Below are 22,328 nucleotides of genomic sequence, written 5' to 3'. Positions count from 1 at the left end.
CCGTGGCCGTATGTGTCCATCGTGGATGCCACCACTGACAATCGGTTCTGACCTGGTCTTTCTCCCTGTGGAGATGGTGCGGTCGGGTGCGGGCTAAGGTGATTCGTGGAGTACGCGCGAACCTTCGGAGCGGTCATGCGCGGAGATCGCAGTGACTCGCCCGACAGTGCGCAGGCCTTGCTGGTCACACTCGGGCGTCTCGTGGATCAGGCCCTGGAACGGATCAAGGTCCAGCGGGCGCGGGTCGAGCTGGCCATGGCCCTGCAGCGCCATATGCTCCCGCCCGAGCTCCCGCAGCTGCCCCTGCTGCGCATCGCGGGCCGTTACGCGCCCTCGCGGGACGGGCTGGACGTGGGCGGGGACTGGTACGACGCGTTCGTGATGGCGGACGGCTCGATCGCGGTCGCCATCGGCGATGTGCAGGGCCATGACGTGGAGGCCGTCGCGTTCATGGGGCAGGTCCGCACCAGCCTGCGGGCCCTCGCCGGGGCCACGAGCGATCCGGGAGAGGTGCTGAGCCGCGCCAACGACCTGTTGCTCTCGATGGGTTTCGGCCTCTTCGCGACCTGCTGCTTCCTGCGCTTCGACCCGGTCAGCGGCCGGCTCGCGATCGCCCGCGCCGGCCATGTCCCGATGGTGTGGGCCACGGTCAACGGCCGTGCGGGCATCGCACTCGACAACGGCGGCCCGCCCCTCGGCATCGTGCCGGACGAGAAGTACCCGGTGACCCGGCGGCGGCTGAAGGAGGCCGGGGTGCTCGTCCTGCTGACCGACGGAGTCGTGGAAGGGCCGTCGTACCCGATGGAGGAGGGTCTGGCGGAGGTGGCCCGGCTGGTGAACGCCCGGATCGGCGACGACGATCCCGACGGGCTGGCTTCCTCCGTCATCAAGGTGGCCGAACTGACCGGACAGAGCGACGATGCCGCCGTCCTGGTCGCCCGGTACGACGGTCCTCCCCATCCGCAGGAGCGCGCCGCGACCGGTGCGGACGATCCCTGGTAACCGCTGTGCGCCACCTGAGTCGCCGCGGGCCCATCGGCGGCGCAGACTGCTGGAGTGCGCAACGAGGAGATCCGGGGTTACGGCTCCGCGGCGCTGCGGATCCTCGCTGTGGCCGCCGCCTACTACGGCTCCGCACGGCTGGGGCTTCTCCAGCAGCTGGTGCGCGGCCAGGTCACGCCGCTCTGGCCGCCTACGGGCGTGGCTCTGGCCGGCCTGCTGTTCTTCGGGCTGCGGTGCTGGCCGGGCATCGCGCTCGGCGCCTTCCTGGTCAATGTGTCGATCGGCCCGACGGTGCCGGCCGTACTGGGCATCGTCGCCGGGAACACCCTGGCGCCGGTGTGCGCATACCTGCTGCTGCGCCGTGCGGGCTTCCACGAGCAACTGGACCGGCTGCGGGACGTAATGGCGCTGATCTTCATCGGCGCACTGGGCGGAATGCTGATCAGTGCGACCGTGGGCACCGGTGTGCTCCTGCTCGCCGGGGCTCTGGAGCCGTCCGGCTTCTGGCCCGCGTGGTCGGTGTGGTGGACGGGGGACGCCATGGGTGTCCTGGTGGTCACCCCGTTCCTGCTCATGCTCCGCAGGGCTCGATGGCCCCGGGATGTCCCTCTTGGCCGCTGGGCCGAGGCGGCGGCGCTGACGCTGTGCACGCTCGTCGCCACTCTCCTGGCGACCAGAACTGCCAGCTCGTCCCTGCTCTTCCTGGTCTTCCCGGTCCTGATCTGGGCCGCGTTCCGGTTCCAGCTGGCCGGGGCGGCGCCGTGCGCGCTGGCGGTGTCGACGCTCACGATCCTCGCCGCGGCCCGTGAGGTGGGCCCGTTCGCGGGTCAGGACCTGTTCGCCAACATGGTCACGCTGCAGGCCTTCAACGGCGCCACGGCACTGACGGCACTGCTCCTCGCGGCCGTGATCACCGAGCGGAACGAGACCCACGAGGAGATCAAACGCGTGTGCGCGCGGCTTGCCGAGATAGTGGCGGGCATCGAGCCGGACCAGCGCTGACGGGCCCGGATTTTGCTTCGGTCACGGGTCCCGGGTACTTTTGCACTGACCAGTCAGTTCAAAAAGGGGAGGCTGCGTGGACAGCCCGCACGGGGCGGCGGTCGGCGCCGAGAACTTCGGACTCAGGGGCCCACGAGGCTGGGCCTTTCAGGGGGTGAGCGTCCAGGCCGGGCCCGGCTCGCTCATCGCGATCGAGGGCCCGTCCGGCTCGGGCCGCACCTGCCTGCTGCTCGCGCTCACCGGCCGGATGAAGCCCGCCGAGGGCCACGCGGAGGTCGGCGGGCTGCGGCTGCCGCGCAAGATGGCGGCCGTACGCCGTGTCGCCGCGCTCGGCCCGGTGCCGGGCGTCAGCGAGCTCGACCCGGCGTTGACCGTCGACGAGCATCTGCATGAGCGTGCGCTGCTGCAGCGGCGGTTCGACGGCTCGGTCCGCGCGCTGCTCAGGCCACGGGCGGAGCGGTCCGCGGCCGCGTGGAGCCGTATCGAGGCGGCGCTGGACACCGCGGGCCTCGACCTGGACGCCCTGCCGAAGGCGGGACGCACGGCCGTACGGGATCTGGAACGGCTGGAGGCGCTCCGCCTCTCCGTGGCCCTCGCGCTGATCGGCCGGCCCCGGCTGCTGGCCCTCGACGACACCGATCTGAAGCTCTCCGACTCCGACCGGACGGAGGCCTGGGAGCTCCTCCGCGGCATCGCGGCGAACGGCACGACGGTGCTGGCCGTGTGCAGCGAGGCCCCGCGGGACGCGGTCGTGATCCGTACGGGTACGAACGCGGCCGAGGCATCCGGCACTTCCGCGAAGCCCGGGTCCACCGTGAAGCCCGCGGCACCCGAGGCCGAAGAGCCCGCGAAGCCCGCGAAGCCCGCAGAGCCGGAGAAGCCCGCGGCCGAGAAGCTCGCGAAACCCGAGAATCCCGCAGAGCCCGCAGGGGACACGGAGCCCGCAGGGGACACGGAGCCCGCAGGGGACGCGGAACCGTCGACCGGCACGCCCGCGGCCACCACGCACGAAGACGACACCGAGGAGGGGGCGGCCGATGCGCTCGCCGAAACTGGCCGCGCTTGAGCTGAAGCGCTTCGGCAGGGGCAAGCTGCCGCGCGCCGCACTCGTCGCGATCCTGCTGCTGCCGCTGCTCTACGGCGCCCTGTACCTGTGGTCCTTCTGGGACCCGTACAGCCGTCTCGACCGGATTCCCGTCGCACTCGTCAACGACGACAAGGGCGCCACCGCGGCCGGCAAGAAGATCACCGCCGGTGACGACATCACCGACGGCCTGCGCGAGAGCGAGGTCTTCGAGTGGCACGAGGTGAGCGCCGGGGAAGCCCGCAAGGGCGTCGAGGACGGCACGTACTACCTCTCGCTCACCATGCCCGCCGACTTCAGCAAGCGCATCGCCTCCGCCTCGGGCGACGCCCCGGAGACCGGCGCGCTGGAGGTGCGGACGAACGACGCGAACAACTACATCGTCGGGCAGATCTCCCGGTCGGTCTTCTCCGAGGTGCGCAAGTCGGCTTCGAAGAACGCCTCCCGCTCCTTCCTCGACAAGATCTTCATCTCGTTCTCGGACATCCATGACGCGACCGAGAAGGCCGCAAAGGGCGCCGACGAGCTGAAGGGCGGGATCGGCAAGGCCAAGAAGGGCTCGAAGGACCTCGCCAACGGCCTGGAGAACGCGAAGAACGGCAGCGGAAAGCTCGCGGGCGGCATCACCCGGCTCAACAAGGCCGCCGGCGAACTGGAGACGGGCACGGCGACACTCGCCGGCAAGACCCAGCTGCTGGCCGACAAGGTCAACGGGATCGCCGCGGACGTCCGTCCGTACCTCAAGGACAACGGCAAGATGGTCGGCGATACGGCGCGCCTCGTCGAGGACACCTCCCGGGCGGCCCGGAACAACCTGAGCCTACTGGTGAAGACCGCGCCGGCCGCGGCGGCCACCGCCCACAAGGCCGCCGACGACCTGGCAGCGATCCACAAGGCACGCTGCGAGGACGCCCTCATCCCCGACGCGACCGCCTGTCCCGCCCTGGAGCGCGCCAAGACCGCCTCGGCGAACGCCGCCGCGATCGCCGACGACGTCAACGCGCTCATCAAGGACAACGACAGCAGTCTGAAGCAGCTCGACACCCATCTGACGAACCTCCAGAAGCAGGCGAAGGCCCTGGCGGACCGCTCCCCGTCCCTGGACGAGGACGTCGAGTCCGCCGTCGCCAAGATCAACGCGCTCAACACAGGCGCCCACAAGATCGCCAAGGGCGCGGGCCAGATCCACACCGGGCTGGCCAGCGCCCAGACGGGCTCCACCGACCTCGACTCCGGAGTCGGCCGGCTCAAGAACGGCGCCAACGACCTGGACGGCGGCATGTTCAAGCTCGTCGACGGCTCCGGCGAGCTGGCCGGCGGTCTCAACGACGGCGTCGGCAAGATCCCCGACTACGACAAGAAGGACCGCGACCGCCGTACGGACGTGATGGCCGATCCGGTGCAGCTTGCCTCCCAGTCGCTGCACAAGGCGGACAACTACGGCACCGGCTTCGCCCCGTACTTCATCCCGCTCTCCCTCTGGGTGGGCGCGATGGTGGCGTACATGCTGATCCAGCCGCTCAACCGGCGCGCCCTCGCCGCCGGAGCATCCGCCTGGCGGATCGCCCTGGCCGGCTGGCTGCCGGTGGCAGCGATCGGTCTGCTCCAGGTCGCCGCCCTGATGTCGGTGCTGCACTGGGGCCTCGGCCTGCACATGGCTCGCGCCACCGGGACCGTCGGCTTCCTGGCGCTGGTGGTGTGCTGCTTCGCCGCGATCATCCAGTGGTTCAACGCCCGCTTCGGGGCGGCGGGCCGGATTCTCGTCCTGGCGGTGCTGATGCTCCAGCTGACCTCGGCGGGCGGTACCTATCCCGTGCAGACCAGCCCGGCGTTCTTCAACGCCATCCACCCCTTCCTGCCGATGACGTACGTCGTCGAGTCGCTGCGCCGGCTGATCACGGGCGGCGGAGTCGGCCCGGTCTGGCAGGCTACGGCCGTACTGGTCGCCTTCACCCTCGGAGCTCTCGCGCTGACCGCCGTATCGGCGCGGCGCAAGCAGGTGTGGACGTTCGACCGTCTTCATCCCGAGCTGAGCCTGTGAGAGCTGCCGAACCTGTGAGAATCGACGCCATGAACAGCAGCAGCACCCGGAGACAGGCGACGCGGGCCAAGCTCTACGAAGCGGCCGTCACCCTCATCGCCGAACAGGGTTTCTCCGCGACGACGGTGGACGAGATCGCCGAGCGCGCCGGAGTCGCGAAGGGCACGGTCTACTACAACTTCAAGAGCAAGACCGAACTCTTCGAGGAGCTGCTGCGGTACGGCGTCGGGCTTCTCACCGCCTCGCTCCAGGCGGCCGCCGACGAGACGGAGGAGCGCGGCGGCACCAAGGTCGAGGCACTGGACGCGATGATCAAGGCCGGTCTCGGCTTCATCGACCGCTACCCGGCCTTCACCCAGCTGTACGTCGCCGAGCTCTGGCGCACCAACCGGGCCTGGCAGTCCACGCTGATGGTGGTCCGTCAGCAGGCGGTCGCCGTGGTCGAAACGGTCCTGAGGGAGGGCGTCGAACGGGGCGAGCTGAGCGAGGAGATCGACATTCCCCTCACGGCGGCCGCGCTCGTCGGCATGGTGCTGGTCGCGGCGCTGGACTGGCAGGCGTTCCAGCGGGAGCGCTCGATCGACGACGTCCACGCGGCGCTGTCGCGGCTGCTGCACGGACGGGTGAGCGGCCGCTAGGGCCTGCGCACACACGCACACACGCAAAAAGAGAGCCGGTCCGGTGAAGCTCGATCCCCCCGAGCTTCACCGGACCGGCGTTTCCCCCGTTCCCCCGAATCCCCCGTTCCCCCGAATCCCCCGATTCCCCGTTGCCCTGTGGTGCTGTCGGTCCGGGCAACCCCCGTTCGGTCAGGTGCGCCGCGCCGTTCCGCCGCCCCGTGCCGGCGGTACCGGCGCCGCGCCCCTTCCGTGGTGTCCACTCTTCCGTCCGCGCAGGTGGGAGCCCATCCGCGTACCTACTCATCTCGCGGACTAGGTACGGATACTCAGACGCCCGTACTGATCCCCACCCGTGCGGCGGGCGGGCTGGTTACGATCGCGTCCGTGTCCGTACTCCCCCTCGTCTTCACGAGCGGCTGGGCCAGCGGGATCAACGCCTACGCGGTGGTCCTGCTGCTGGGCGTCTTCGGCGCGGCCGGGCTCACCGACGAGGTGCCCGCGTCGCTGCAGCGCGCCGATGTCCTGATCGCCGCCGGGGTGCTGTTCCTGTGCGAGGCGGTGGCGGACAAGATCCCGTACGTCGACTCGGCCTGGGACTCCGTCCACACGGTGATCCGGCCGGTGGCGGGTGCGGTCGTGGCGGCGCTGCTGGCCGGCGAGAGCGGGTCGCTTCCTGAGCTCGCGGCGGGTGCGGTGGGCGGCTCCACGGCCCTGATGAGCCATCTGGTGAAGGCGGGCACCAGGATGGCGGTCAACACCTCCCCCGAGCCGTTCAGCAACATCGCCATGAGCACGGCCGAGGATCTCGGCGTCGCCGGGATCATCACGTTCGCGATCTTCCATCCGCTGCCGGCGGCGATCATCGCCGCCATGCTGCTGGTGCTGGGCATCATCACACTGGTCTTCCTCGCCTCGCGGATCCGCCGCTTCCTGCGCCGCAGGGCGCAGCGCCGCGAGGAGAGACGCGTGGCTGCGGGTCTGCCGGGGCCACCGCCACCGTGACTGTCAGTGGCGGCCGATAAAGTCCCTGACATGGCACGGATTGCGGTGATCGGCGCCGGGATGGGCGCCATGGCGGCGGCTGCCCGGCTGGCAGTGGCAGGCCACCGGGTGACGGTGTACGAGCGCGCGGAGACCTACGGCGGCTCGGTGGGCCGGTTCGAGCGCGACGGCTTCGCCTTCGACACCGGTCCGGGGCTGCTGCATCTGCCCGCCGTCTGGCGGGACTTGTTCGTCAAGACCGGCAAGGAGCCGCTGGAGGCCTGCGTCGAGCTGGTCCAGGTCGACCCGGCGAGCCGCCATGTCTTCGCGGACGGTACGGACGTGGCGCTGCCGAATGCCTCGCGGGCGGGGATCGTCTCGGCGCTGGACGCGGCACTCGGGGCGGGTGCGGGTGAGTCGTGGGGCGAGTTCCTGGGCCGCGCCCGGGATGCCTGGGACCGTTCGCGCCGGCCGCTGCTGGAGGAGCCGCTGCCCGCGGACCCGTCGCCCTTCACCCGGGACCCCTACCCGGCGCTGAAGGGCGGGCTGCTGCGGCGCCCGGCGCGCACGCTCGCCGAAGTGGGCAGGCGGGAGCTGCGCGACACACGGCTGGCGGCGCTGCTGGAGAGCCACGCCCTGGCGTACGGCTTCGATCCGGCCACCGTGCCCGCCTCCGCCGCCGTCCTGCCGTACATGGAGCAGACGTTCGGAAGCTGGTACGTCCGGGGCGGGATGCGGGCGCTGGCGGACGCCGTCCACGAGCGGTGCCGCGAGCGGAAGGTCGAGTTCGTCTTCGGCGCCGAGGTGACGGGCGTACGGATCAAGGACGGCCGGGCGGTCGGCGTCGAGCTGGCGGACGGCCGGGCCTTCGAGGCCGACCAGGTGGTCACGGGCGCGCCGGTGCCCGCGCTGTACCGGGACCAGATCCTGGAGTGGGAGCAGCAGGACGACTGGCCGCGCCACCAGACGGCGATACGGACCGGACGGGTCACCGTCTGTCTGGCGCTGCGCGGCGCCCGGGAGGCGGACGCGGCCCATCGGACGGTGGTGCATTCGGCCGACCGGGCCGACGAGCTGGAGTCGCTCGGCGCGGGACAACGGCTGTGCGAGCGGCCGACGGTGGTGGTGCTGCGGCCCGGCGACGAGCGACTGCTCCCCGACGACGGGCACGAGGCGGTCACGGTGACCGCGACCGTCCCGGCCGGTGGTGCCTGGTCGTCGGAGAACCTGTGGGGAGCGTGGGACACGGACGTGGAGGCGTTCGCGGACCGGATGGTGGAAGCCGCGGAGGCCGCTGTTCCGGGGCTGCGGGAGCGGCTGCTCTGGCGAGAGGTGCGCACTCCCGCGGACACCTTCCGCGAGACGGGCGCCTACCAGGTGCCCGGCCCGGCGTTGGCGGGTGCGCGCGGGGAGCTGCTGCCCGCGGCCAACACCTCGCCCGTGCCCGGGCTGTACTTCGCGGGCGGCTGGTCCCACCCGGGTGGCGGGCTGGCCCACGCGGGCATGTCGGGGGCGCTGGTCGCGGGGCTGATCACCGAGGGCGAGGGCTTCCGCGGCTCGCAGTGACGGCAGGCGTCCCTGTGTACGGGTGTGCCGGACCCCTGCGCGCCGGGGTGCCTGTGTGCTGGAGTCCCTGCGTGCCGGGGTCCCTGCGCGCCGGGGATCCCTGAGTGTTGGAGTCCCTGCGTGCCGGTGCGAAGGGCCCGCGGGCGGGAATCCCGGGGAACGGCACACGGGTTGATGCCCGGGGCAGGGTCCCGCGGGAGAGGTCAGTAGCGGTACGGCTGGCCGTTGTAGTCGGTCTCGTAGCCCGGGTGGCCGTATCCGTACGGCGAGGGCTGCTCCGGTGGCATCGGCGGGACCGGGGGCATCTGCTCGCCGTCGCGCTGCTGGGGCACCCAGACACCGCCCGGGGGCGTCTCGCTGTAGCCCTGCTGGGCGGCGTACGGGTCGGCGTACTGCTGCTGGCCGCCGTAGCTGTCGTACGAGCCGTAGCCCTGGGCGCCGATGTACGGATCGGAGTACGCGGCGTACTGCTGCTGCCCGGTGCCGTAGTCGTAGGGCCCGGCGTAGGCGTCGTGGGCGCCGACCGGTTGTTCGTAGCTGCTCTGGGAGTGGCTGTCCGGGTAGCCCGAGGAGTAGCCGCCACTCCCGTAGAAGGTCTCGTTCTGGCCCTGTCCCTGGCTCGCGGCGTACGCCGAATCGGTGTAGATGCCGTACTGCCCGGTGTCCTCCGGCAGGGGCTGGGGCTCGTAGACGGCCGTCGTCTCCGCGGCCATGGGCTCGGCTCCGTCGGGGCCGGGCCGGCCGGCCGGGTCCGCGAAGTCTGCCGGCTCATAGGCGAGGTCGGTCACCTCGAGCGTGGGCTCGCGCATGGCGCCGCCGTCGCCGGACTTGCGGCGGCGGCTGGACCCCGGGCTGCCGCCGAGCGCCCAGCCGGTGGAGAAGCCACGCCGGAAGGACAGCGTGACGTACGTCTGGCCGATCGCGAAGGCGCATGCGCCGATCCCGATCACGATCACGTTCGGCATCAGGACGCCGATGACCACACCCAGGAATCCGGCGAACGCCACAAGCCGCCAGCGCAGCCGCGCCTTGTACTGCAGCAGCACTTCACCGAGCAGCCACAGCGCGACAATGCCGAACGCGATGTAGAGCACCGTCCAGCCCATGCCCGCCCCTCTCCTGCGGCCTCCGCCAGGGGTTGCGGCGGGGTACGGCCGGTCACGACTGCTGGTGCAGTCCGAGATTCTCGTAGATTTCGAGCGTTGCGGTGGAGTTGTTGAGCGTAATGAAGTGCAGCCCCGGGACACCCTCGGAGAGCAGACGCGCGCAGAACTCCGTTGCGAACTCGATCCCAATGGAGCGTACAGCGGCGGGATCGTCCTTGACGGCGCGGATCCGTTGTTCGAGGTCGGTCGGGAACGACGCGTTGCTGAGCTGCGCGAACCTTTCGATCTGCTTCACGCTGGTGACGGGCATGATCTCGGGGATGATCGGGGTTTCGCAGTCGGCTTCGGCGACCCGGTCACGGAGCCGTAGATAGTCCTCCGCATGGAAGAACATCTGAGTGATCGCATAATCGGCACCGGCCCGGCATTTGTCCACGAAGTGCTGGATATCCGTATCCCAGTCGGTCGAGCGCGGGTGCATCTCGGGGAAGGCCGCGACGCCGACGCAGAAGTCGCCCGACTCCTTGATCAGCCGGACCAGGTCGGCGGCGTACCGGACGCCATCCGGGTGCTTGACCCACTCGCCCATCGGGTCGCCGGGCGGGTCGCCGCGGACCGCGAGGATGTTCCTGATCCCGGCGTCGGCGTACTGGCCGATCATGTTGCGCAGCTCGGCGACGGAGTGGTTGACCGCGGTGAGATGCGCGACCGGCGTCAGAGTGGTGTCGGCGGCGATCTGCTGGGTGGCCTTGACCGTACCGGCACGGGTGGAGCCGCCGGCCCCGTACGTCACCGAGACGAAGTTCGGCTGCACCGCCTCGACCCGGCGCAGCGCGTTCCAGAGGTTCCGTTCGCCCTTCTCCGTCTTGGGCGCCCAGAACTCGAACGAGTACGACGTTTTGTCGGTGGCGAGCAGCTCGCGCACGGTGCGTGCGCGATCCGTCCTGGTGGAAGCTGTGCCGAGGGCCATACTCGCAGGTTAACCAGGGCACCCCGGTCGCCCAACCGGAGTCCACCCATCGGACACCGATCGCTCATGAATCGGCCTACTGGCCGTAGGCCCGTATCCGCTTCGTGAGACCGGCCGCGGCCGCGCCCGGGTCGTCGGCCTCCGTGATCGCCCGTACGACCACGACGCGGCGCGCGCCCGCGTCCAGCACCTCGTCGAGATTGCCCGCGTCGATCCCGCCGATCGCGAACCAGGGGCGGTCCTGGCGCAGCGAGGCGGTGTACCGCACGAGATCCAGGCCCGGGGCGTGACGGCCCGGCTTGGTGGGGGTGGGCCAGCACGGCCCGGTGCAGAAGTAGTCGACGCCGGGCTCGGCAGCCGCCGCGTCGACCTCCTCGCGGGCGTGCGTGGAGCGGCCGATGAGCACCTCGTCGCCGAGGATCGCCCGGGCGGCCGGCACGGGCAGGTCGCCCTGGCCCAGATGCAGCACGTCGGAGCCGATGGCGTGGGCGACATCGGCTCGGTCGTTCACCGCGAGGAGCTTTCCGTGGCGGCGGCAGGCGTCGGCGAAGACGGCGAGGTGCTCCAGCTCCTCGCCGGCCTCCATGCCCTTGTCGCGCAGCTGCACGATGTCCACTCCGGAGGACAGGACGGCGTCCAGGAACTCCGGGAGATCGCCCTGGCGCCTCCGTGCGTCCGTGCACAGATAGAGCCGGGCGTCGGACAGCAGTGCGCGGACCGTGGACATGAGGTGCTCCCCCGTTTGGGCTGGTTGGGCGGTGTGCGGACCGGGCGGCGGAAGAGTGCCCGCCGACGGTCCGTACACCGCGTCCAGTGGTGTCTTCAGAACGGCGTCAGACAGCGAGCGCCTGGGCCCGGCGCTTCACCTCCGTGCCGCGATTCTCGCTGAGTGCCTCAGCGGGAGTGCCCGGCAGGGTCGGGTCGGGCGTGAAGAGCCACTCCAGCATCTCTTCGTCGGTGAAGCCGTCGTCCCTCAGGAGGGTCAGGGTCCCGGAGAGGCCCTTGACCACCTTGTCGCCCTTGATGAAGGCGGCCGGAACCTGAAGTGTCCGGTTCTCCCCTCGGCGCACGGCGATCAGCTGGCCCTCCTTGACCAGCTGCCGCACACGCGTCACCTCGACATCCAGCTTTTCCGCGATGTCCGGCAGGTGGAGCCAGGCGGGGACGAGGGCATCGATCTTTGCGTCAATCTCGGTCACGGGACAAGCGTGCCATCCCGGACTGACAGTCGGTAGCCGAGCCTCAGCGAGCCGCCGCCTTCAGAGGGACGGAAGGGTCGGCGGCGCGCTCCGGGTCGAGCCGGGCTCCGGCCTCGATGAGCCTGCGTCCCTGGGCCAGATCACGGGGCCTGCCCACCGCGAGCACGGCGACCAGGACCCCTTCCCTCAGCCACAGGACCGACCACGAGGCTTCGGCCGGGTCGCCCCGCCATACGAGTGTCCCGGCGCCCGCGTGGTGCCCCGCGTACTGCACGAAGCGGCCGAACTGCTCGGACCAGAAGTACGGCACCGGGTCATAGGTCTGCGGCAGCTCGCCCGTGTCGCTGCCGATGACGTTGCCCATGACGTTGGCGGCGACCGTACGCGGCCCCTGGAGGGCGTTGTCCCAGTGGTGGACGAGCAGCCGCTCGCCGTAGCGCCCGGACGGGAAGGAGGCGCAGTCCCCGACGGCGTACACGTCGGGCAGGGAGGTGCGCAGCCGCTCGTCCGCGGTGATCGAGCCGTCCGCGCCGAGAGCGATGCCGGAGCCCGCGAGCCAGCCGGTGGCGGGCCGTGCGCCGATGCCGACGACGACGGCGTCCGCCGGCAGCCTGCGGCCGTCCGCGAGAACGACGATTCCCGGCTCGACGGCCGCGACGCGCGCGTCCGTGAGCAGTTCCGCGCCGCTCTGCGCGTACCAGTCGGCCATCGGCGCGGCGACCTCGGCGGGCAGGGCGCCCGGCAGCGGGCGGTCGGCGGCTTCGACGACGGTGACGGCGCAGCCCGCCTCGCGGGCGGCGGTGGCGAACTCGGCGCCGATCCAGCCGGCGCCGACGACCACGATGTCGTGCTGCCGCTCCAGCACCGGACGCAGCCGTTCCGCGTCGTCCAGGGTGCGCAGCAGATGGACGCCGGGGACGCCTTCGGTGCCGGGCAGGGTGATCGGCTCGGCACCGGTGGCGATGACGAGGACGTCGTACGGGACGGGCCCGGCCGGGGTGTCCAGCTCATGTGCCCCGGGGCGCAGACCGCTGACCTCGCGGCCCAGCTGGAGGTCGATCGAGAGCGCTTCGAAGTCGACGTCGAGGGCGGAGCCCTCCGCCTTCCCGAGCAGCACGGACTTGGACAGCGGGGGCCGGTCGTACGGCTGGTGCGGCTCGGCGCCGATCAGGGTGACGGCGCCGGTGAAACCTTGTTCGCGCAGGGCCACGGCGGTCTGCACGCCGGCCATGCCGGCCCCGACGATGACGACCCGGCGGCTCTGCGTTGTCTGCTCGCTCACCCGGCCACCCTAACCATCTGACGGTCCGTCAGGAAGGGAGCTGCTCCACCACGCTCGTGCCGCTGCCCTCCTGGGACTCCCACTCCCAGGTCTCGTCCAGCCGCACCCGCCCGTCGGGCAGCTCGGTGACCGTGGAGACACAGTGCCCGGAAGATGTCATTCCGTCCTGCTTCAGCTGTACGTAGCGGAAGTCCAGCCGGTCGCCTTCGCGGGTGCCGACGAGATGGCCGCGGACCACGTCACCGCCCGCGTAATCGGCCCAGATCCGGCCGTCCTCCTCGTGGTACGTGAACCGGGTCCGCGTACCGACCTGACCCGGGGCCTGGTCGGCGACCGGGGAGAGAACAAGTCCGTCGAGCGAGCGGGGCACAGCGCGGGCTCCCTTACTGCGAGTTGGGGACGGAGGTTAGGCTGGCCACCGTACTGCTACTCGCGGGAGCCCGGACGCACCGGGCTGAGAGGGAGGCTGAGGCGGCCTCCGACCGTACGAACCTGATCCGGGTCATGCCGGCGAAGGGAGGGTCTGGACGCCCATGCGTTCACGGAATTCTGCGGATGTGCTCGTCATCGGGGGCGGAATCATCGGCCTGGTCACGGCCTGGCGGGCGGCGCAGCGGGGGCTGCGCACCGCACTCGCCGACCCCGAGCCCGGCGGCGGGGCCGCGCAGGTCGCGGCGGGCATGCTGGCCGCCGTCACCGAGCTCCACTACGGCGAGGAGACCCTGCTCGGTCTCAATCTCGCCTCCGCGCGGCGCTATCCGGACTTCGTCGCCGAACTGGAGGAGGCGAGCAGACAGGACACCGGATACCGCTCCTGCGGGACGCTCGCCGTCGCCCTCGACGCGGACGACCGCGCCCATCTGCGCGAACTGCACGCGCTGCAGCGCAGGTCCGGCCTGGAGTCTGAGTGGCTGACCGGGCGCGAGTGCCGGCGGCTGGAGCCGATGCTGGCACCGGGTGTGCGCGGCGGCCTGCGGGTGGACGGCGACCACCAGATCGATCCGCGACGCCTCGCCAAGGCGCTGGTCGTGGCGTGCGAGCGGGCCGGGGTGGTCTTCCACCGGCGCTGGGCGAAGCGGCTGTCGGTGGTACGGGACCGGGCCGCCGGAGCGGTCCTCGACGAGGGCGGGGAAGTCGCCGCCGACCAGGTCGTGCTGGCCGCGGGCAGTCTGAGCGGCAGGCTGGACGGCCTACCGGCGGAGATTCTGCCTCCGGTACGGCCGGTGAAGGGGCAGGTGCTGCGACTGACGGTGCCGGGCGCGTACGCCCCCTTCCTGTCGCGCACGGTACGGGCCGTGGTGCGCGGCAGCCATGTCTATCTCGTGCCGCGCGAGAACGGCGAGCTGGTCGTGGGCGCGACGAGCGAGGAGCTGGGCTGGGACACGACGGTCACGGCCGGCGGTGTGTACGAGCTGCTGCGCGATGCCCATGAGCTGGTCCCGGGCATCACCGAGCTGCCGCTCACGGAGACCCGCGCGGGACTGCGGCCCGGTTCGCCGGACAACGCGCCGCTGCTCGGCCGGACGGAGCTGCCCGGTCTGCTGCTGGCCACCGGGCACTATCGCAACGGTGTCCTCCTCACCCCGGTGACCGGCGATGCCATGGCGCACGTCCTGGTCACGGGTGAACTCCCGGAGGAGGCACGCCCCTTCACCCCACGCCGCTTCTCTCCCGTTCGTCAGGAGTCGTCCGCATGACCATGTCCGTGAACACCGTGTCCGTGAACGGAGAGCCGCGCGACGTCGCGGCCGGCACGACGCTCGACGCACTGGTCGCCACGCTCACCGCCGCCCCGTCCGGGGTCGCCGCCGCCGTGAACGAGACGGTCGTCCCGCGCGGCGAGTGGTCCGGGACGCTGCTGGGCGACGGCGACCGGGTCGAGGTCCTCACCGCGGTCCAGGGAGGCTGATCAGTCATGGCCGATGACCGTTTTGTGCTGGGCGGGGTGGAGTTCTCGTCCCGTCTGATCATGGGAACGGGCGGGGCGCCCAGCCTCGACGTACTGGAACGCTCACTGATCGCGAGCGGTACGGAGCTGACGACCGTGGCGATGCGGCGTCTCGATCCGACCGTGCAGGGATCCGTGCTGTCCGTGCTCGACCGGCTCGGTATCCAGGTCCTGCCGAACACGGCGGGCTGCTTCACCGCGGGCGAGGCCGTGCTGACCGCGCGGCTCGCGCGCGAGGCCCTCGGGACCGGCTGGATCAAGCTGGAGGTGGTCGCGGACGAGCGCACGCTGCTGCCCGACCCGATCGAGCTGCTGGACGCGGCGGAGGTGCTCGTCGACGACGGCTTCACCGTGCTGCCGTACACGAACGACGACCCGGTCCTCGCACGGAAGCTGGAGGACGTCGGCTGCGCCGCGATCATGCCGCTCGGCTCACCGATCGGCTCCGGTCTCGGCATCCGCAACCCGCACAACTTCCAGCTGATCACCGAGCAGGCACGGGTACCGGTGATCATGGATGCGGGCGCGGGCACCGCGTCGGACGCGGCCCTGGCGATGGAGCTGGGCTGCGCGGCGGTGATGCTCGCCTCAGCCGTCACCCGTGCGCAGGAGCCCGTCCTCATGGCCGATGCCATGCGCCACGCGGTCGAGGCGGGGCGGCTGGCCCGCCTCGCGGGCCGCATCCCCCGCCGCCACTTCGCGGAGGCCTCGTCCCCGGTGGAGGGCCGTGCAGCGCTGGACCCGGAGCGCCCGGCGTTCTGATCGCCCCACGGTCACAGGTGTGCTGCAGGAAGGGGCCGGGCGCGACCCGAGGGGTCGGAGCGGGTGCGCTCGGCTCGTAGACTCAGCGACGTGGATACGACCCTTCAGGACCCCCTCGTCGGGCAGCTGCTCGACGGCCGCTACCGCGTCGACGCGCGCATCGCCGTCGGCGGGATGGCCACGGTCTACCGGGCCGTGGACACCCGGCTCGACCGGGTGCTCGCCCTCAAGGTGATGCACCCGGCGCTCGCGACGGACGCCACGTTCGTGGAGCGCTTCATCCGGGAGGCGAAGTCCGTGGCGCGGCTGTCCCACCCGAACGTGGTGGGGGTGTTCGACCAGGGTGCGCAGGGCGCGTACGTCTATCTCGCGATGGAGTACGTCGCCGGGTGCACCCTGCGTGACGTACTGCGCGAGCGGGGTGCGCTCCAGCCGCGGGCGGCGCTGGACATCATGGAACCGGTGCTGGCCGCGCTCGGGGCGGCGCACCGGGGCGGCTTCGTGCACCGGGACGTCAAGCCGGAGAACGTGCTGATAGGTGATGACGGCCGGGTGAAGGTCGCCGACTTCGGCCTGGTCAGGGCCGTCGGGTCGGAGACGAACACCTCGGGGTCCGTGCTGGGCACCGTGTCCTACCTCGCACCGGAGCAGATCGAGTCCGGCACCGCCGACACCCGCGCCGACGTGTACGCCTGCGGTGTCGTGCTGTACGAGATGCTGACCGGCGGCAAGCCCCATTCGGGCGACACCCCCGCCCAGGTCCTCTTCCAGCACCTCAACGAGGACGTGCCGGCCCCGTCCGCCGCCGCCCCCGGGCTGGCCCCGGAGCTGGACGAGCTCGTGGCGAGCGCCACGGCCCGCAACCCCGAGGCACGCCCGTACGACGCCGTGGCGCTGCTCGCGCAGACCCGCGCGGCCCGTGCCGCGCTCGGCGACGACCAGCTCGACGCCGTACCGCCGCAGGCACGGACCGTGGACGCCGGCGGAACCGCCGGAGCCGACGACCGTACGAGCGTGATCATCCGGCCCCTGCCCACCGAGGAGGAGGCCGTCCATCGCACCAGCCGGCTGGAGATGCCGCCGCCCGGACCTCCCCGGCCCCGGCGCGGTCCTCGCCTCCCGGCGGCCCCCCGGCGTGGTGTGATCGCCGCCGTCGTCGCGGCACTGCTGATCCTCGGCGTGGGCACCGGTGTCTGGTACATCAATTCGGGACAGTTCACCCGTGTACCGCCCGTCCTCGGTCAGACCGAGGCTGCGGCGAAGAAGCGGCTCGCCGACGCGGGCCTCGACGTCGAGCAGACGAAGAAGGGCTTCAGCGACGTCTACAAGCGCGGCAGCGTCATGGACATCGACCCCGACCCGGGCAAGCGCATCCGCGACAACGGCTCGGTGACGCTCGTGATCTCGCGCGGTCCGGAGATCGTCAAGGTCCCCGAGGTCCAGGGGAAGACACTCGCCGAGGTCAGGAGCGCGCTGCGCAAGGTCGGTCTCGCCGAAGGCGTGATCACCGAGGCGTTCAGCGAGGAGTTCGCGCAGGGCACGGTCATCAGCTCCGACCCGGAGGCCGGCACCGGCCGCCGGCCGGATTCGGCCGTCGCGCTCGTCGTCAGCAAGGGTGCACCGATCGACGTCCCGGATGTCACCGGCGAGTCCGTCGAGAGCGCCACGAGCACGCTCGAGGACGCCGGGCTGAAGGTCGAGGTGGCCGCGGAGCGGGTCCACTCCCCCGAGGACGCCGGTTCGGTCGCCACGCAGTCCCCCGCCGAGGGCAAGCAGGCCGCCGAGGGCGACACCATCATCCTCACGCTCTCCAAGGGCCCCCGGATGATCGAGGTCCCCGACGTCGTCGGCGACAAGGCCGACGCCGCGAAGAGCGAGCTGGAGCAGGCGGGCTTCGAGGTCGAGGTCGAGCGGGGCTTCCCGTTCCTCGGTGACACCGTCGAGAGCCAGTCGGTCGAGGGCGGCGAGCAGGCCCCCGAGGGCAGCACGATCACCATCAAGACCAAGGGGCTCTAGATCCGATGCGCAACCCTGTCGGCGCCCATGTTCCGGTGGCCGGCGGCCTCGCCAGGACCGGCCTGACGTACGCCCGCGAGATCGGCGCGGAGACCGTGCAGGTCTTCGTCGCCAATCCGCGCGGCTGGGCGACACCGGCCGGGAACCCGGCGCAGGACGAACTGTTCCGTGCGGAGTGCGCCGCCGAGGACATACCGGTGTACGTCCACGCCCCGTACCTGATCAACTTCGGCTCGCACACCGAGGCGACCGTCGAGCGGTCCGTGGAGTCGCTGCGCCACTCGCTGCGGCGGGGCCGGGAGATCGGTGCTCTGGGCGTGGTCGTCCACACCGGCTCGGCCACCGGGGGCCGGCCGCGCGAGGAGGCGCTCGCCCAGGTACGTACGCGCATGCTGCCGCTGCTCGACGAGCTGACGCACGACGACGACCCGTTCCTGCTGCTGGAGTCCACCGCCGGTCAGGGCTTCTCGCTGTGCTCCAGGACCTGGGACTTCGGCCCGTACTTCGAGGCCCTGGACGCCCATCCCAAGCTGGGCGTCTGTCTGGACACCTGCCACGTCTTCGCGGCCGGGCACGATCTGGCCGCTCCCGACGGGACGCGGCGGATGCTGGATCTGCTGGTGGACACGGTCGGCGAGGGTCGGCTGAAGCTCATCCACGCCAATGACTCCAAGGATGTCGTGGGCGCGCGCAAGGACCGCCACGAGAACATCGGCGCAGGTCACATCGGTGAAGAGCCATTCCGCGAGCTGATGCGCCACCCCGCGGCCGATGGCGTACCACTGATCATCGAGACCCCTGGTGGCCGGCACGGGAAGGAGACGTACGCGGCCGATGTGGCGCTGCTGAAGAAGCTCCGCGACGACTGAGATCGCTTGAGGAATACCCCTAGGGGGTATACGGTTCTTGCTGTCGGCAGGAACCGCTACCCGACTATGGGGGTTGTCTCATGCAGCACGACACACACGCCGCTCACCACAACGCCGAGCACACCGGGCACACCGGGGACACCGAGCAGCACGGCGCGCATGAGGGTCACGAGGGACACCACGGCGGGGCGAGCTGGTCCATGGCCGCCAGGGCCACCCTTCACTGCCTCACCGGCTGCGCCATCGGCGAGATCCTCGGCATGATCATCGGAACCGCGCTGGGCTGGGGCAACGCACCCACGATGGCCCTCGCCATCGTGCTGGCCTTCTTCTTCGGCTACTCGCTGACCCTCTCGGCGGTCGTACGCGCCGGGCTGAGCCTGAAGGCCGCCGTCGGGGTCGCCCTGGCTGCCGACACCCTCTCCATCGCCGTGATGGAGCTCGTCGACAACGGCGTGCTGCTGGTCGTGCCGGGCGCAATGGACGCACACCTGTCCGACGGGCTGTTCTGGGGGGCGCTCGCCCTGGCCTTCCTCGTCGCGTTCCTGGTCACCACCCCGGTCAACAAGTGGATGATCGGCCGCGGCAAGGGCCACGCGGTGGTCCACCAGTACCACCACTGACCGCGGCGGCCCCGGGCGCCAGGTCCTGTCCCGCCGGACAGGACCTACAGCTCGGGGCCGTCCCCCGGCTCCTCCTGGTAGGAGTAGCGCTGCTCCCGCCAGGGGTCGCCGATGTTGTGGTAGCCCCGCTCCTCCCAGAAGCCCCGGCGGTCGGTGGTCATGTACTCCACGCCCCGCACCCACTTCGGGCCCTTCCAGGCGTACAGATGCGGCACCACCAGCCGCAGCGGAAAGCCGTGCTCGGCAGTGAGCAGCTCACCGTCCATGTGGGTGGCGAAAATCGTGCGCTCGGAGAGGAAGTCGGAGAGCCGCAGATTGGCGCTGAAGCCGTACTCGGCCCAGACCATGACATGGGTGACGCTCGGCGCCGGCGGGGCCAGTTCGACGATCGTCCGGGCGGGCACCCCACCCCATTCGGCCCCCACCATGCTGAACTTCGTGACGCAGTGCAGATCGGCCACGACCGTCGAGAACGGGAGCGCCGAGAACTCTTCGTGGTTCCAGCAGTGCTTGTCGCCGTCCGCCGTGGCACCGAAGACCCGGAACTCCCAGCGGTCCGGCTTGAACTTGGGGACGGGCCCGTAGTGGGTGACAGGCCAGCCACGCTGCAACCGCTGCCCCGGAGGAAGCTCGGACTGCTCTGACTCGCGGTATTCCCGGCTCTCCGGCTGACCCATGCCTTCAATGGTGACAGACCGCGAGGGGTGGTCATGACCAGGTCTGCGCCGATTCGGGCAACTCCTACTAAGGAGGCACTTACTGGACGCTCCCCGATCACGGTGCGAGGATGCGCGCATCCTGGCCAGTCATACGCGCGGAAGGAGCCTCTGCGATGCAGGGCGACCCCGAGGTCATCGAGTTCCTCAATGAGCAGCTGACCGCCGAATTGACCGCGATCAACCAGTACTTCCTGCACGCGAAGATGCAGGAGAACCTCGGCTGGACGAAGCTCGCCAAGTACACCCGGGCCGAGTCGTTCGACGAGATGAAGCATGCGGAGGTCCTGACCGACCGGATCCTCTTCCTGGAGGGCCTGCCGAACTACCAGCGGCTCTTCCACGTCCGGATCGGGCAGACGGTCACCGAGATGTTCCAGGCGGACCGGCAGGTCGAGGTCGAGGCCATCGACCGTCTGAGGCGCGGCATCGAGGTCATGCGGAACAAGGGCGACATCACGTCCGCGAACATCTTCGAGTCGATCCTGGCGGACGAGGAACACCACATCGACTACCTCGACACCCAGCTGGAGCTGGTCGAGAAGCTCGGCGAGGCGCTCTACATCGCCCAGCTGATCGAGCAGCCGGAGAGCTAGTGCCCCTCCCGGCAAGCTTTGCCCGTCCGGAAGACAGGCCCTAAGCGGCCTCGCTGAGCGCGGGGTCCTGTTCGGCGTCCACCGCGAGCGCTTTCACGCCCTGGTCGAGCAGCTCGCGACGCGGGCACGCGCCACGGCCGAGAATGCCCTGAATGCGACGTACACACGACCCGCAGTCGGTTCCGGCCTTGGAGACCGACGCTATCTGGCGGGGGGTGCAGGCACCCGCCTCCGCGTGTTCCTTGACCTGCTTCTCCGTGATGCCGAAGCACGAGCAGACGTACACGCGGTTCACCTCCCGGCGGGATCGATAAGTAGCGCCCGTCCCGATTGATCGGTGAGGCTAACCTAACCTTACCCGGCGCTCCCGGCTCGTAAAAGCCCCGGAGACGACGGTGGGGCGCGGATCACATGGATCCGCGCCCCACCGTCACAGCTGAGCGATCACTGGTCGCGGTACATCTCCGCCACGAGGAACGCCAGGTCGAGCGACTGGCTGCGGTTCAGCCGGGGGTCACAGGCCGTCTCGTAGCGCTGGTGCAGATCGTCGACGAAGATCTCGTCGCCACCGCCCACGCACTCGGTGACATCGTCACCGGTGAGCTCGACGTGGATGCCGCCCGGGTGGGTGCCCAGCGCCTTGTGGACCTCGAAGAAGCCCTTGACCTCGTCGAGCACGTCGTCGAAACGGCGCGTCTTGTGGCCGGAGGCCGCCTCGAACGTGTTGCCGTGCATCGGGTCGGTCACCCAGGCGACCGTGGCACCGGACGCCGTGACCTTCTCGACCAGCTCCGGGAGCTTGTCCCGGACCTTGTCGGCGCCCATGCGGACGATGAAGGTCAGCCGGCCGGGCTCGCGCTCCGGGTCCAGCTTGTCGATGTACTGCAGCGCCTCGTCGACCGTGGTCGTCGGGCCGAGCTTCACACCGATCGGGTTGCGGATCTTCGACGCGAACTCGATGTGCGCGCCGTCCAGCTGGCGGGTGCGCTCACCGATCCAGACCATGTGGCCCGAGACGTCGTACAGGTCGCCCGTACGCGAGTCGACGCGGGTCAACGCCGACTCGTAGTCCAGCAGCAGGGCCTCGTGCGAGGAGAAGAACTCGACGGTGCGGAACTCGGCCGGGTCGGTGCCACAGGCCTTCATGAAGTTCAGCGCGTTGTCGATCTCGCGCGCGAGCTGCTCGTAGCGCTGCCCGGAGGGGGACGACTTCACGAAGTCCTGGTTCCAGGCGTGCACCTGGCGCAGGTCGGCGTAGCCACCGGTGGTGAAGGCGCGCACCAGGTTGAGCGTCGAGGAGGACGCGTTGTACATCCGCTTCAGCCGCTCCGGGTCCGGGATCCGGGCCTCTTCGGTGAAGTCGAAGCCGTTGACGGAGTCGCCACGGTAGGTCGGGAGCGTCACGCCGTCGCGGGTCTCGGTCGGCTTGGAGCGCGGCTTCGAGTACTGGCCGGCGATCCGGCCGACCTTCACGACCGGCACGGAGGCGGCGTACGTGAGCACCGCGCCCATCTGGAGCAGGGTCTTGAGCTTGTTACGGATGTGGTCGGCGGACACGGCGTCGAAGGCCTCGGCGCAGTCGCCGCCCTGGAGGAGGAACGCCTCGCCCTTGGCGACGGCTCCCATCCGGGCGCGCAGCTGGTCGCACTCGCCCGCGAAGACGAGCGGCGGATACGACTCGAGGTCCGCGATCACATCGCGCAGAGCCTCGGCATCGGGGTACTCGGGCTGCTGCGCCGCGGGCAGGTTTCGCCAGGTGTTGCCACCGCTTGCGGTGGTCTTAGCGTTCACGGTCACGAACCCCACATTACGGGGTCGACCGAGCGCTCCCCGCCGTCGCCCACTGGATGAGACAACGCCCCGCATGAATGAGACAGCGCCCGGTATGTCGCGACGGTGGGTTCAGTTCTCCTGAGGCTGCTACCCTCGCCCCGCTTTAGTCCAG

The 22,328-nt window shown here is 70.6% G+C and carries 23 protein-coding genes and 1 riboswitch; of the genes, 14 read left to right on the top strand and 9 right to left on the bottom strand.

From position 1 onward, the window contains the following. Window positions 1-135 precede the first annotated feature (135 nt). The 7 genes from ACZ6ZQ_RS12020 to ACZ6ZQ_RS11990 all read left to right on the top strand — a co-directional run bounded on the left by ACZ6ZQ_RS12020 (window position 136) and on the right by ACZ6ZQ_RS11990 (window position 8,296). On the top strand, window positions 136-1,002 hold the full coding sequence (locus tag ACZ6ZQ_RS12020; protein WP_469768527.1) for a PP2C family protein-serine/threonine phosphatase: 867 nt from the start codon (window positions 136-138) through the stop codon (window positions 1,000-1,002). A gap of 54 nt (window positions 1,003-1,056) precedes the next feature. Beyond that, the gene (locus ACZ6ZQ_RS12015; protein WP_469768410.1) at window positions 1,057-2,004 is read left to right on the top strand and encodes an MASE1 domain-containing protein; all 948 of its coding nucleotides are present in this window, start codon (window positions 1,057-1,059) and stop codon (window positions 2,002-2,004) included. Between the two features lie 76 nt (window positions 2,005-2,080). Then, window positions 2,081-3,070 (top strand): ATP-binding cassette domain-containing protein, encoded by a 990-nt coding sequence (locus tag ACZ6ZQ_RS12010; RefSeq protein WP_469768409.1) that lies wholly within the window; start codon window positions 2,081-2,083, stop codon window positions 3,068-3,070. Continuing rightward, on the top strand, window positions 3,042-5,129 hold the full coding sequence (locus ACZ6ZQ_RS12005; RefSeq protein ID WP_469768408.1) for a YhgE/Pip family protein: 2,088 nt from the start codon (window positions 3,042-3,044) through the stop codon (window positions 5,127-5,129). Before ACZ6ZQ_RS12010 ends, ACZ6ZQ_RS12005 begins: the two co-directional genes overlap by 29 nt. Window positions 5,130-5,158: 29 nt before the next feature. Further along, window positions 5,159-5,767 carry a TetR/AcrR family transcriptional regulator gene (locus ACZ6ZQ_RS12000; RefSeq protein ID WP_469768407.1) on the top strand — a complete coding sequence of 203 codons (609 nt, stop codon included), beginning with the start codon at window positions 5,159-5,161 and terminating at the stop codon, window positions 5,765-5,767. A 366-nt stretch (window positions 5,768-6,133) separates the two neighbouring features. Next, the gene (locus ACZ6ZQ_RS11995; RefSeq protein WP_469768406.1) at window positions 6,134-6,751 is read left to right on the top strand and encodes a DUF4126 domain-containing protein; all 618 of its coding nucleotides are present in this window, start codon (window positions 6,134-6,136) and stop codon (window positions 6,749-6,751) included. A 30-nt stretch (window positions 6,752-6,781) separates the two neighbouring features. After that, complete coding sequence (locus ACZ6ZQ_RS11990) at window positions 6,782-8,296, top strand: phytoene desaturase family protein (protein ID WP_469768405.1); 1,515 nt, start codon at window positions 6,782-6,784, stop codon at window positions 8,294-8,296. A gap of 203 nt (window positions 8,297-8,499) precedes the next feature. On the opposite strand, the gene ACZ6ZQ_RS11985 is transcribed toward ACZ6ZQ_RS11990, so the two are convergent. The 6 genes from ACZ6ZQ_RS11985 to ACZ6ZQ_RS11960 all read right to left on the bottom strand — a co-directional run bounded on the left by ACZ6ZQ_RS11985 (window position 8,500) and on the right by ACZ6ZQ_RS11960 (window position 13,223). Then, on the bottom strand, window positions 8,500-9,402 hold the full coding sequence (locus ACZ6ZQ_RS11985) for a hypothetical protein (RefSeq protein ID WP_469768404.1): 903 nt from the start codon (window positions 9,400-9,402) through the stop codon (window positions 8,500-8,502). A 52-nt stretch (window positions 9,403-9,454) separates the two neighbouring features. Continuing rightward, window positions 9,455-10,372 (bottom strand): methylenetetrahydrofolate reductase [NAD(P)H], encoded by a 918-nt coding sequence (metF, locus tag ACZ6ZQ_RS11980; RefSeq protein WP_469768403.1) that lies wholly within the window; start codon window positions 10,370-10,372, stop codon window positions 9,455-9,457. Between the two features lie 76 nt (window positions 10,373-10,448). After that, window positions 10,449-11,099, bottom strand: a complete 651-nt coding sequence (thiE, locus tag ACZ6ZQ_RS11975) for a thiamine phosphate synthase (RefSeq protein WP_469768402.1) — start codon at window positions 11,097-11,099, stop codon at window positions 10,449-10,451. A gap of 106 nt (window positions 11,100-11,205) precedes the next feature. After that, window positions 11,206-11,571 (bottom strand): Rv2175c family DNA-binding protein, encoded by a 366-nt coding sequence (locus ACZ6ZQ_RS11970; protein ID WP_453665815.1) that lies wholly within the window; start codon window positions 11,569-11,571, stop codon window positions 11,206-11,208. Between the two features lie 43 nt (window positions 11,572-11,614). After that, the gene (locus ACZ6ZQ_RS11965) at window positions 11,615-12,802 is read right to left on the bottom strand and encodes an NAD(P)/FAD-dependent oxidoreductase (RefSeq protein ID WP_469768526.1); all 1,188 of its coding nucleotides are present in this window, start codon (window positions 12,800-12,802) and stop codon (window positions 11,615-11,617) included. A gap of 79 nt (window positions 12,803-12,881) precedes the next feature. Further along, on the bottom strand, window positions 12,882-13,223 hold the full coding sequence (locus ACZ6ZQ_RS11960; protein WP_469768401.1) for an avidin-fold protein: 342 nt from the start codon (window positions 13,221-13,223) through the stop codon (window positions 12,882-12,884). Between the two features lie 52 nt (window positions 13,224-13,275). Further along, a riboswitch (TPP riboswitch) is annotated at window positions 13,276-13,389 on the top strand. Here ACZ6ZQ_RS11960 and thiO point away from each other — a divergent pair. The 6 genes from thiO (at window position 13,387) to ACZ6ZQ_RS11930 (ending at window position 19,071) form a co-directional block, all read left to right on the top strand. Then, window positions 13,387-14,550: a glycine oxidase ThiO gene (gene thiO, locus ACZ6ZQ_RS11955; protein ID WP_469768400.1), complete on the top strand. Its 1,164-nt coding sequence runs from the start codon at window positions 13,387-13,389 to the stop codon at window positions 14,548-14,550. Its footprint overlaps the riboswitch before it by 3 nt. Window positions 14,551-14,552: 2 nt before the next feature. After that, the gene (gene thiS, locus ACZ6ZQ_RS11950; RefSeq protein ID WP_469768525.1) at window positions 14,553-14,762 is read left to right on the top strand and encodes a sulfur carrier protein ThiS; all 210 of its coding nucleotides are present in this window, start codon (window positions 14,553-14,555) and stop codon (window positions 14,760-14,762) included. A 6-nt stretch (window positions 14,763-14,768) separates the two neighbouring features. Next, on the top strand, window positions 14,769-15,563 hold the full coding sequence (locus ACZ6ZQ_RS11945; RefSeq protein ID WP_469768399.1) for a thiazole synthase: 795 nt from the start codon (window positions 14,769-14,771) through the stop codon (window positions 15,561-15,563). A 90-nt stretch (window positions 15,564-15,653) separates the two neighbouring features. Beyond that, a complete protein-coding gene (gene pknB / locus ACZ6ZQ_RS11940) occupies window positions 15,654-17,579 on the top strand; it encodes a Stk1 family PASTA domain-containing Ser/Thr kinase (RefSeq protein WP_469768398.1) in 1,926 nt (641 codons plus the stop codon). A gap of 5 nt (window positions 17,580-17,584) precedes the next feature. Then, window positions 17,585-18,448, top strand: coding sequence for a deoxyribonuclease IV (locus tag ACZ6ZQ_RS11935; protein WP_469768397.1), 864 nt, complete (start codon window positions 17,585-17,587; stop codon window positions 18,446-18,448). 80 nt (window positions 18,449-18,528) lie between these two features. After that, window positions 18,529-19,071 carry a DUF4396 domain-containing protein gene (locus tag ACZ6ZQ_RS11930; protein WP_469768396.1) on the top strand — a complete coding sequence of 181 codons (543 nt, stop codon included), beginning with the start codon at window positions 18,529-18,531 and terminating at the stop codon, window positions 19,069-19,071. Window positions 19,072-19,115: 44 nt separating this feature from the next. Here the strand turns inward: ACZ6ZQ_RS11930 and ACZ6ZQ_RS11925 are convergent, their stop codons facing one another. Beyond that, complete coding sequence (locus ACZ6ZQ_RS11925; RefSeq protein WP_469768395.1) at window positions 19,116-19,748, bottom strand: sulfite oxidase-like oxidoreductase; 633 nt, start codon at window positions 19,746-19,748, stop codon at window positions 19,116-19,118. 155 nt (window positions 19,749-19,903) lie between these two features. Here ACZ6ZQ_RS11925 and bfr point away from each other — a divergent pair, with 155 nt between their 5' ends. After that, window positions 19,904-20,383 (top strand): bacterioferritin, encoded by a 480-nt coding sequence (bfr, locus tag ACZ6ZQ_RS11920; RefSeq protein ID WP_469768394.1) that lies wholly within the window; start codon window positions 19,904-19,906, stop codon window positions 20,381-20,383. A gap of 40 nt (window positions 20,384-20,423) precedes the next feature. On the opposite strand, the gene ACZ6ZQ_RS11915 is transcribed toward bfr, so the two are convergent. Further along, window positions 20,424-20,678 carry a (2Fe-2S)-binding protein gene (locus tag ACZ6ZQ_RS11915; RefSeq protein ID WP_469768393.1) on the bottom strand — a complete coding sequence of 85 codons (255 nt, stop codon included), beginning with the start codon at window positions 20,676-20,678 and terminating at the stop codon, window positions 20,424-20,426. Window positions 20,679-20,827: 149 nt separating this feature from the next. Beyond that, entirely contained in the window at window positions 20,828-22,180 is a 1,353-nt protein-coding gene (locus ACZ6ZQ_RS11910; protein WP_469768392.1) for a class II 3-deoxy-7-phosphoheptulonate synthase, read from the bottom strand. Between the last annotated feature and the right edge of the window lie 148 nt (window positions 22,181-22,328).

It is taken from the genome of Streptomyces sp. NPDC053673, from assembly GCF_055585225.1.
Note: the sequence above shows the minus strand (reverse complement) of the source record. Positions and strands in the feature narration are given on the sequence as shown.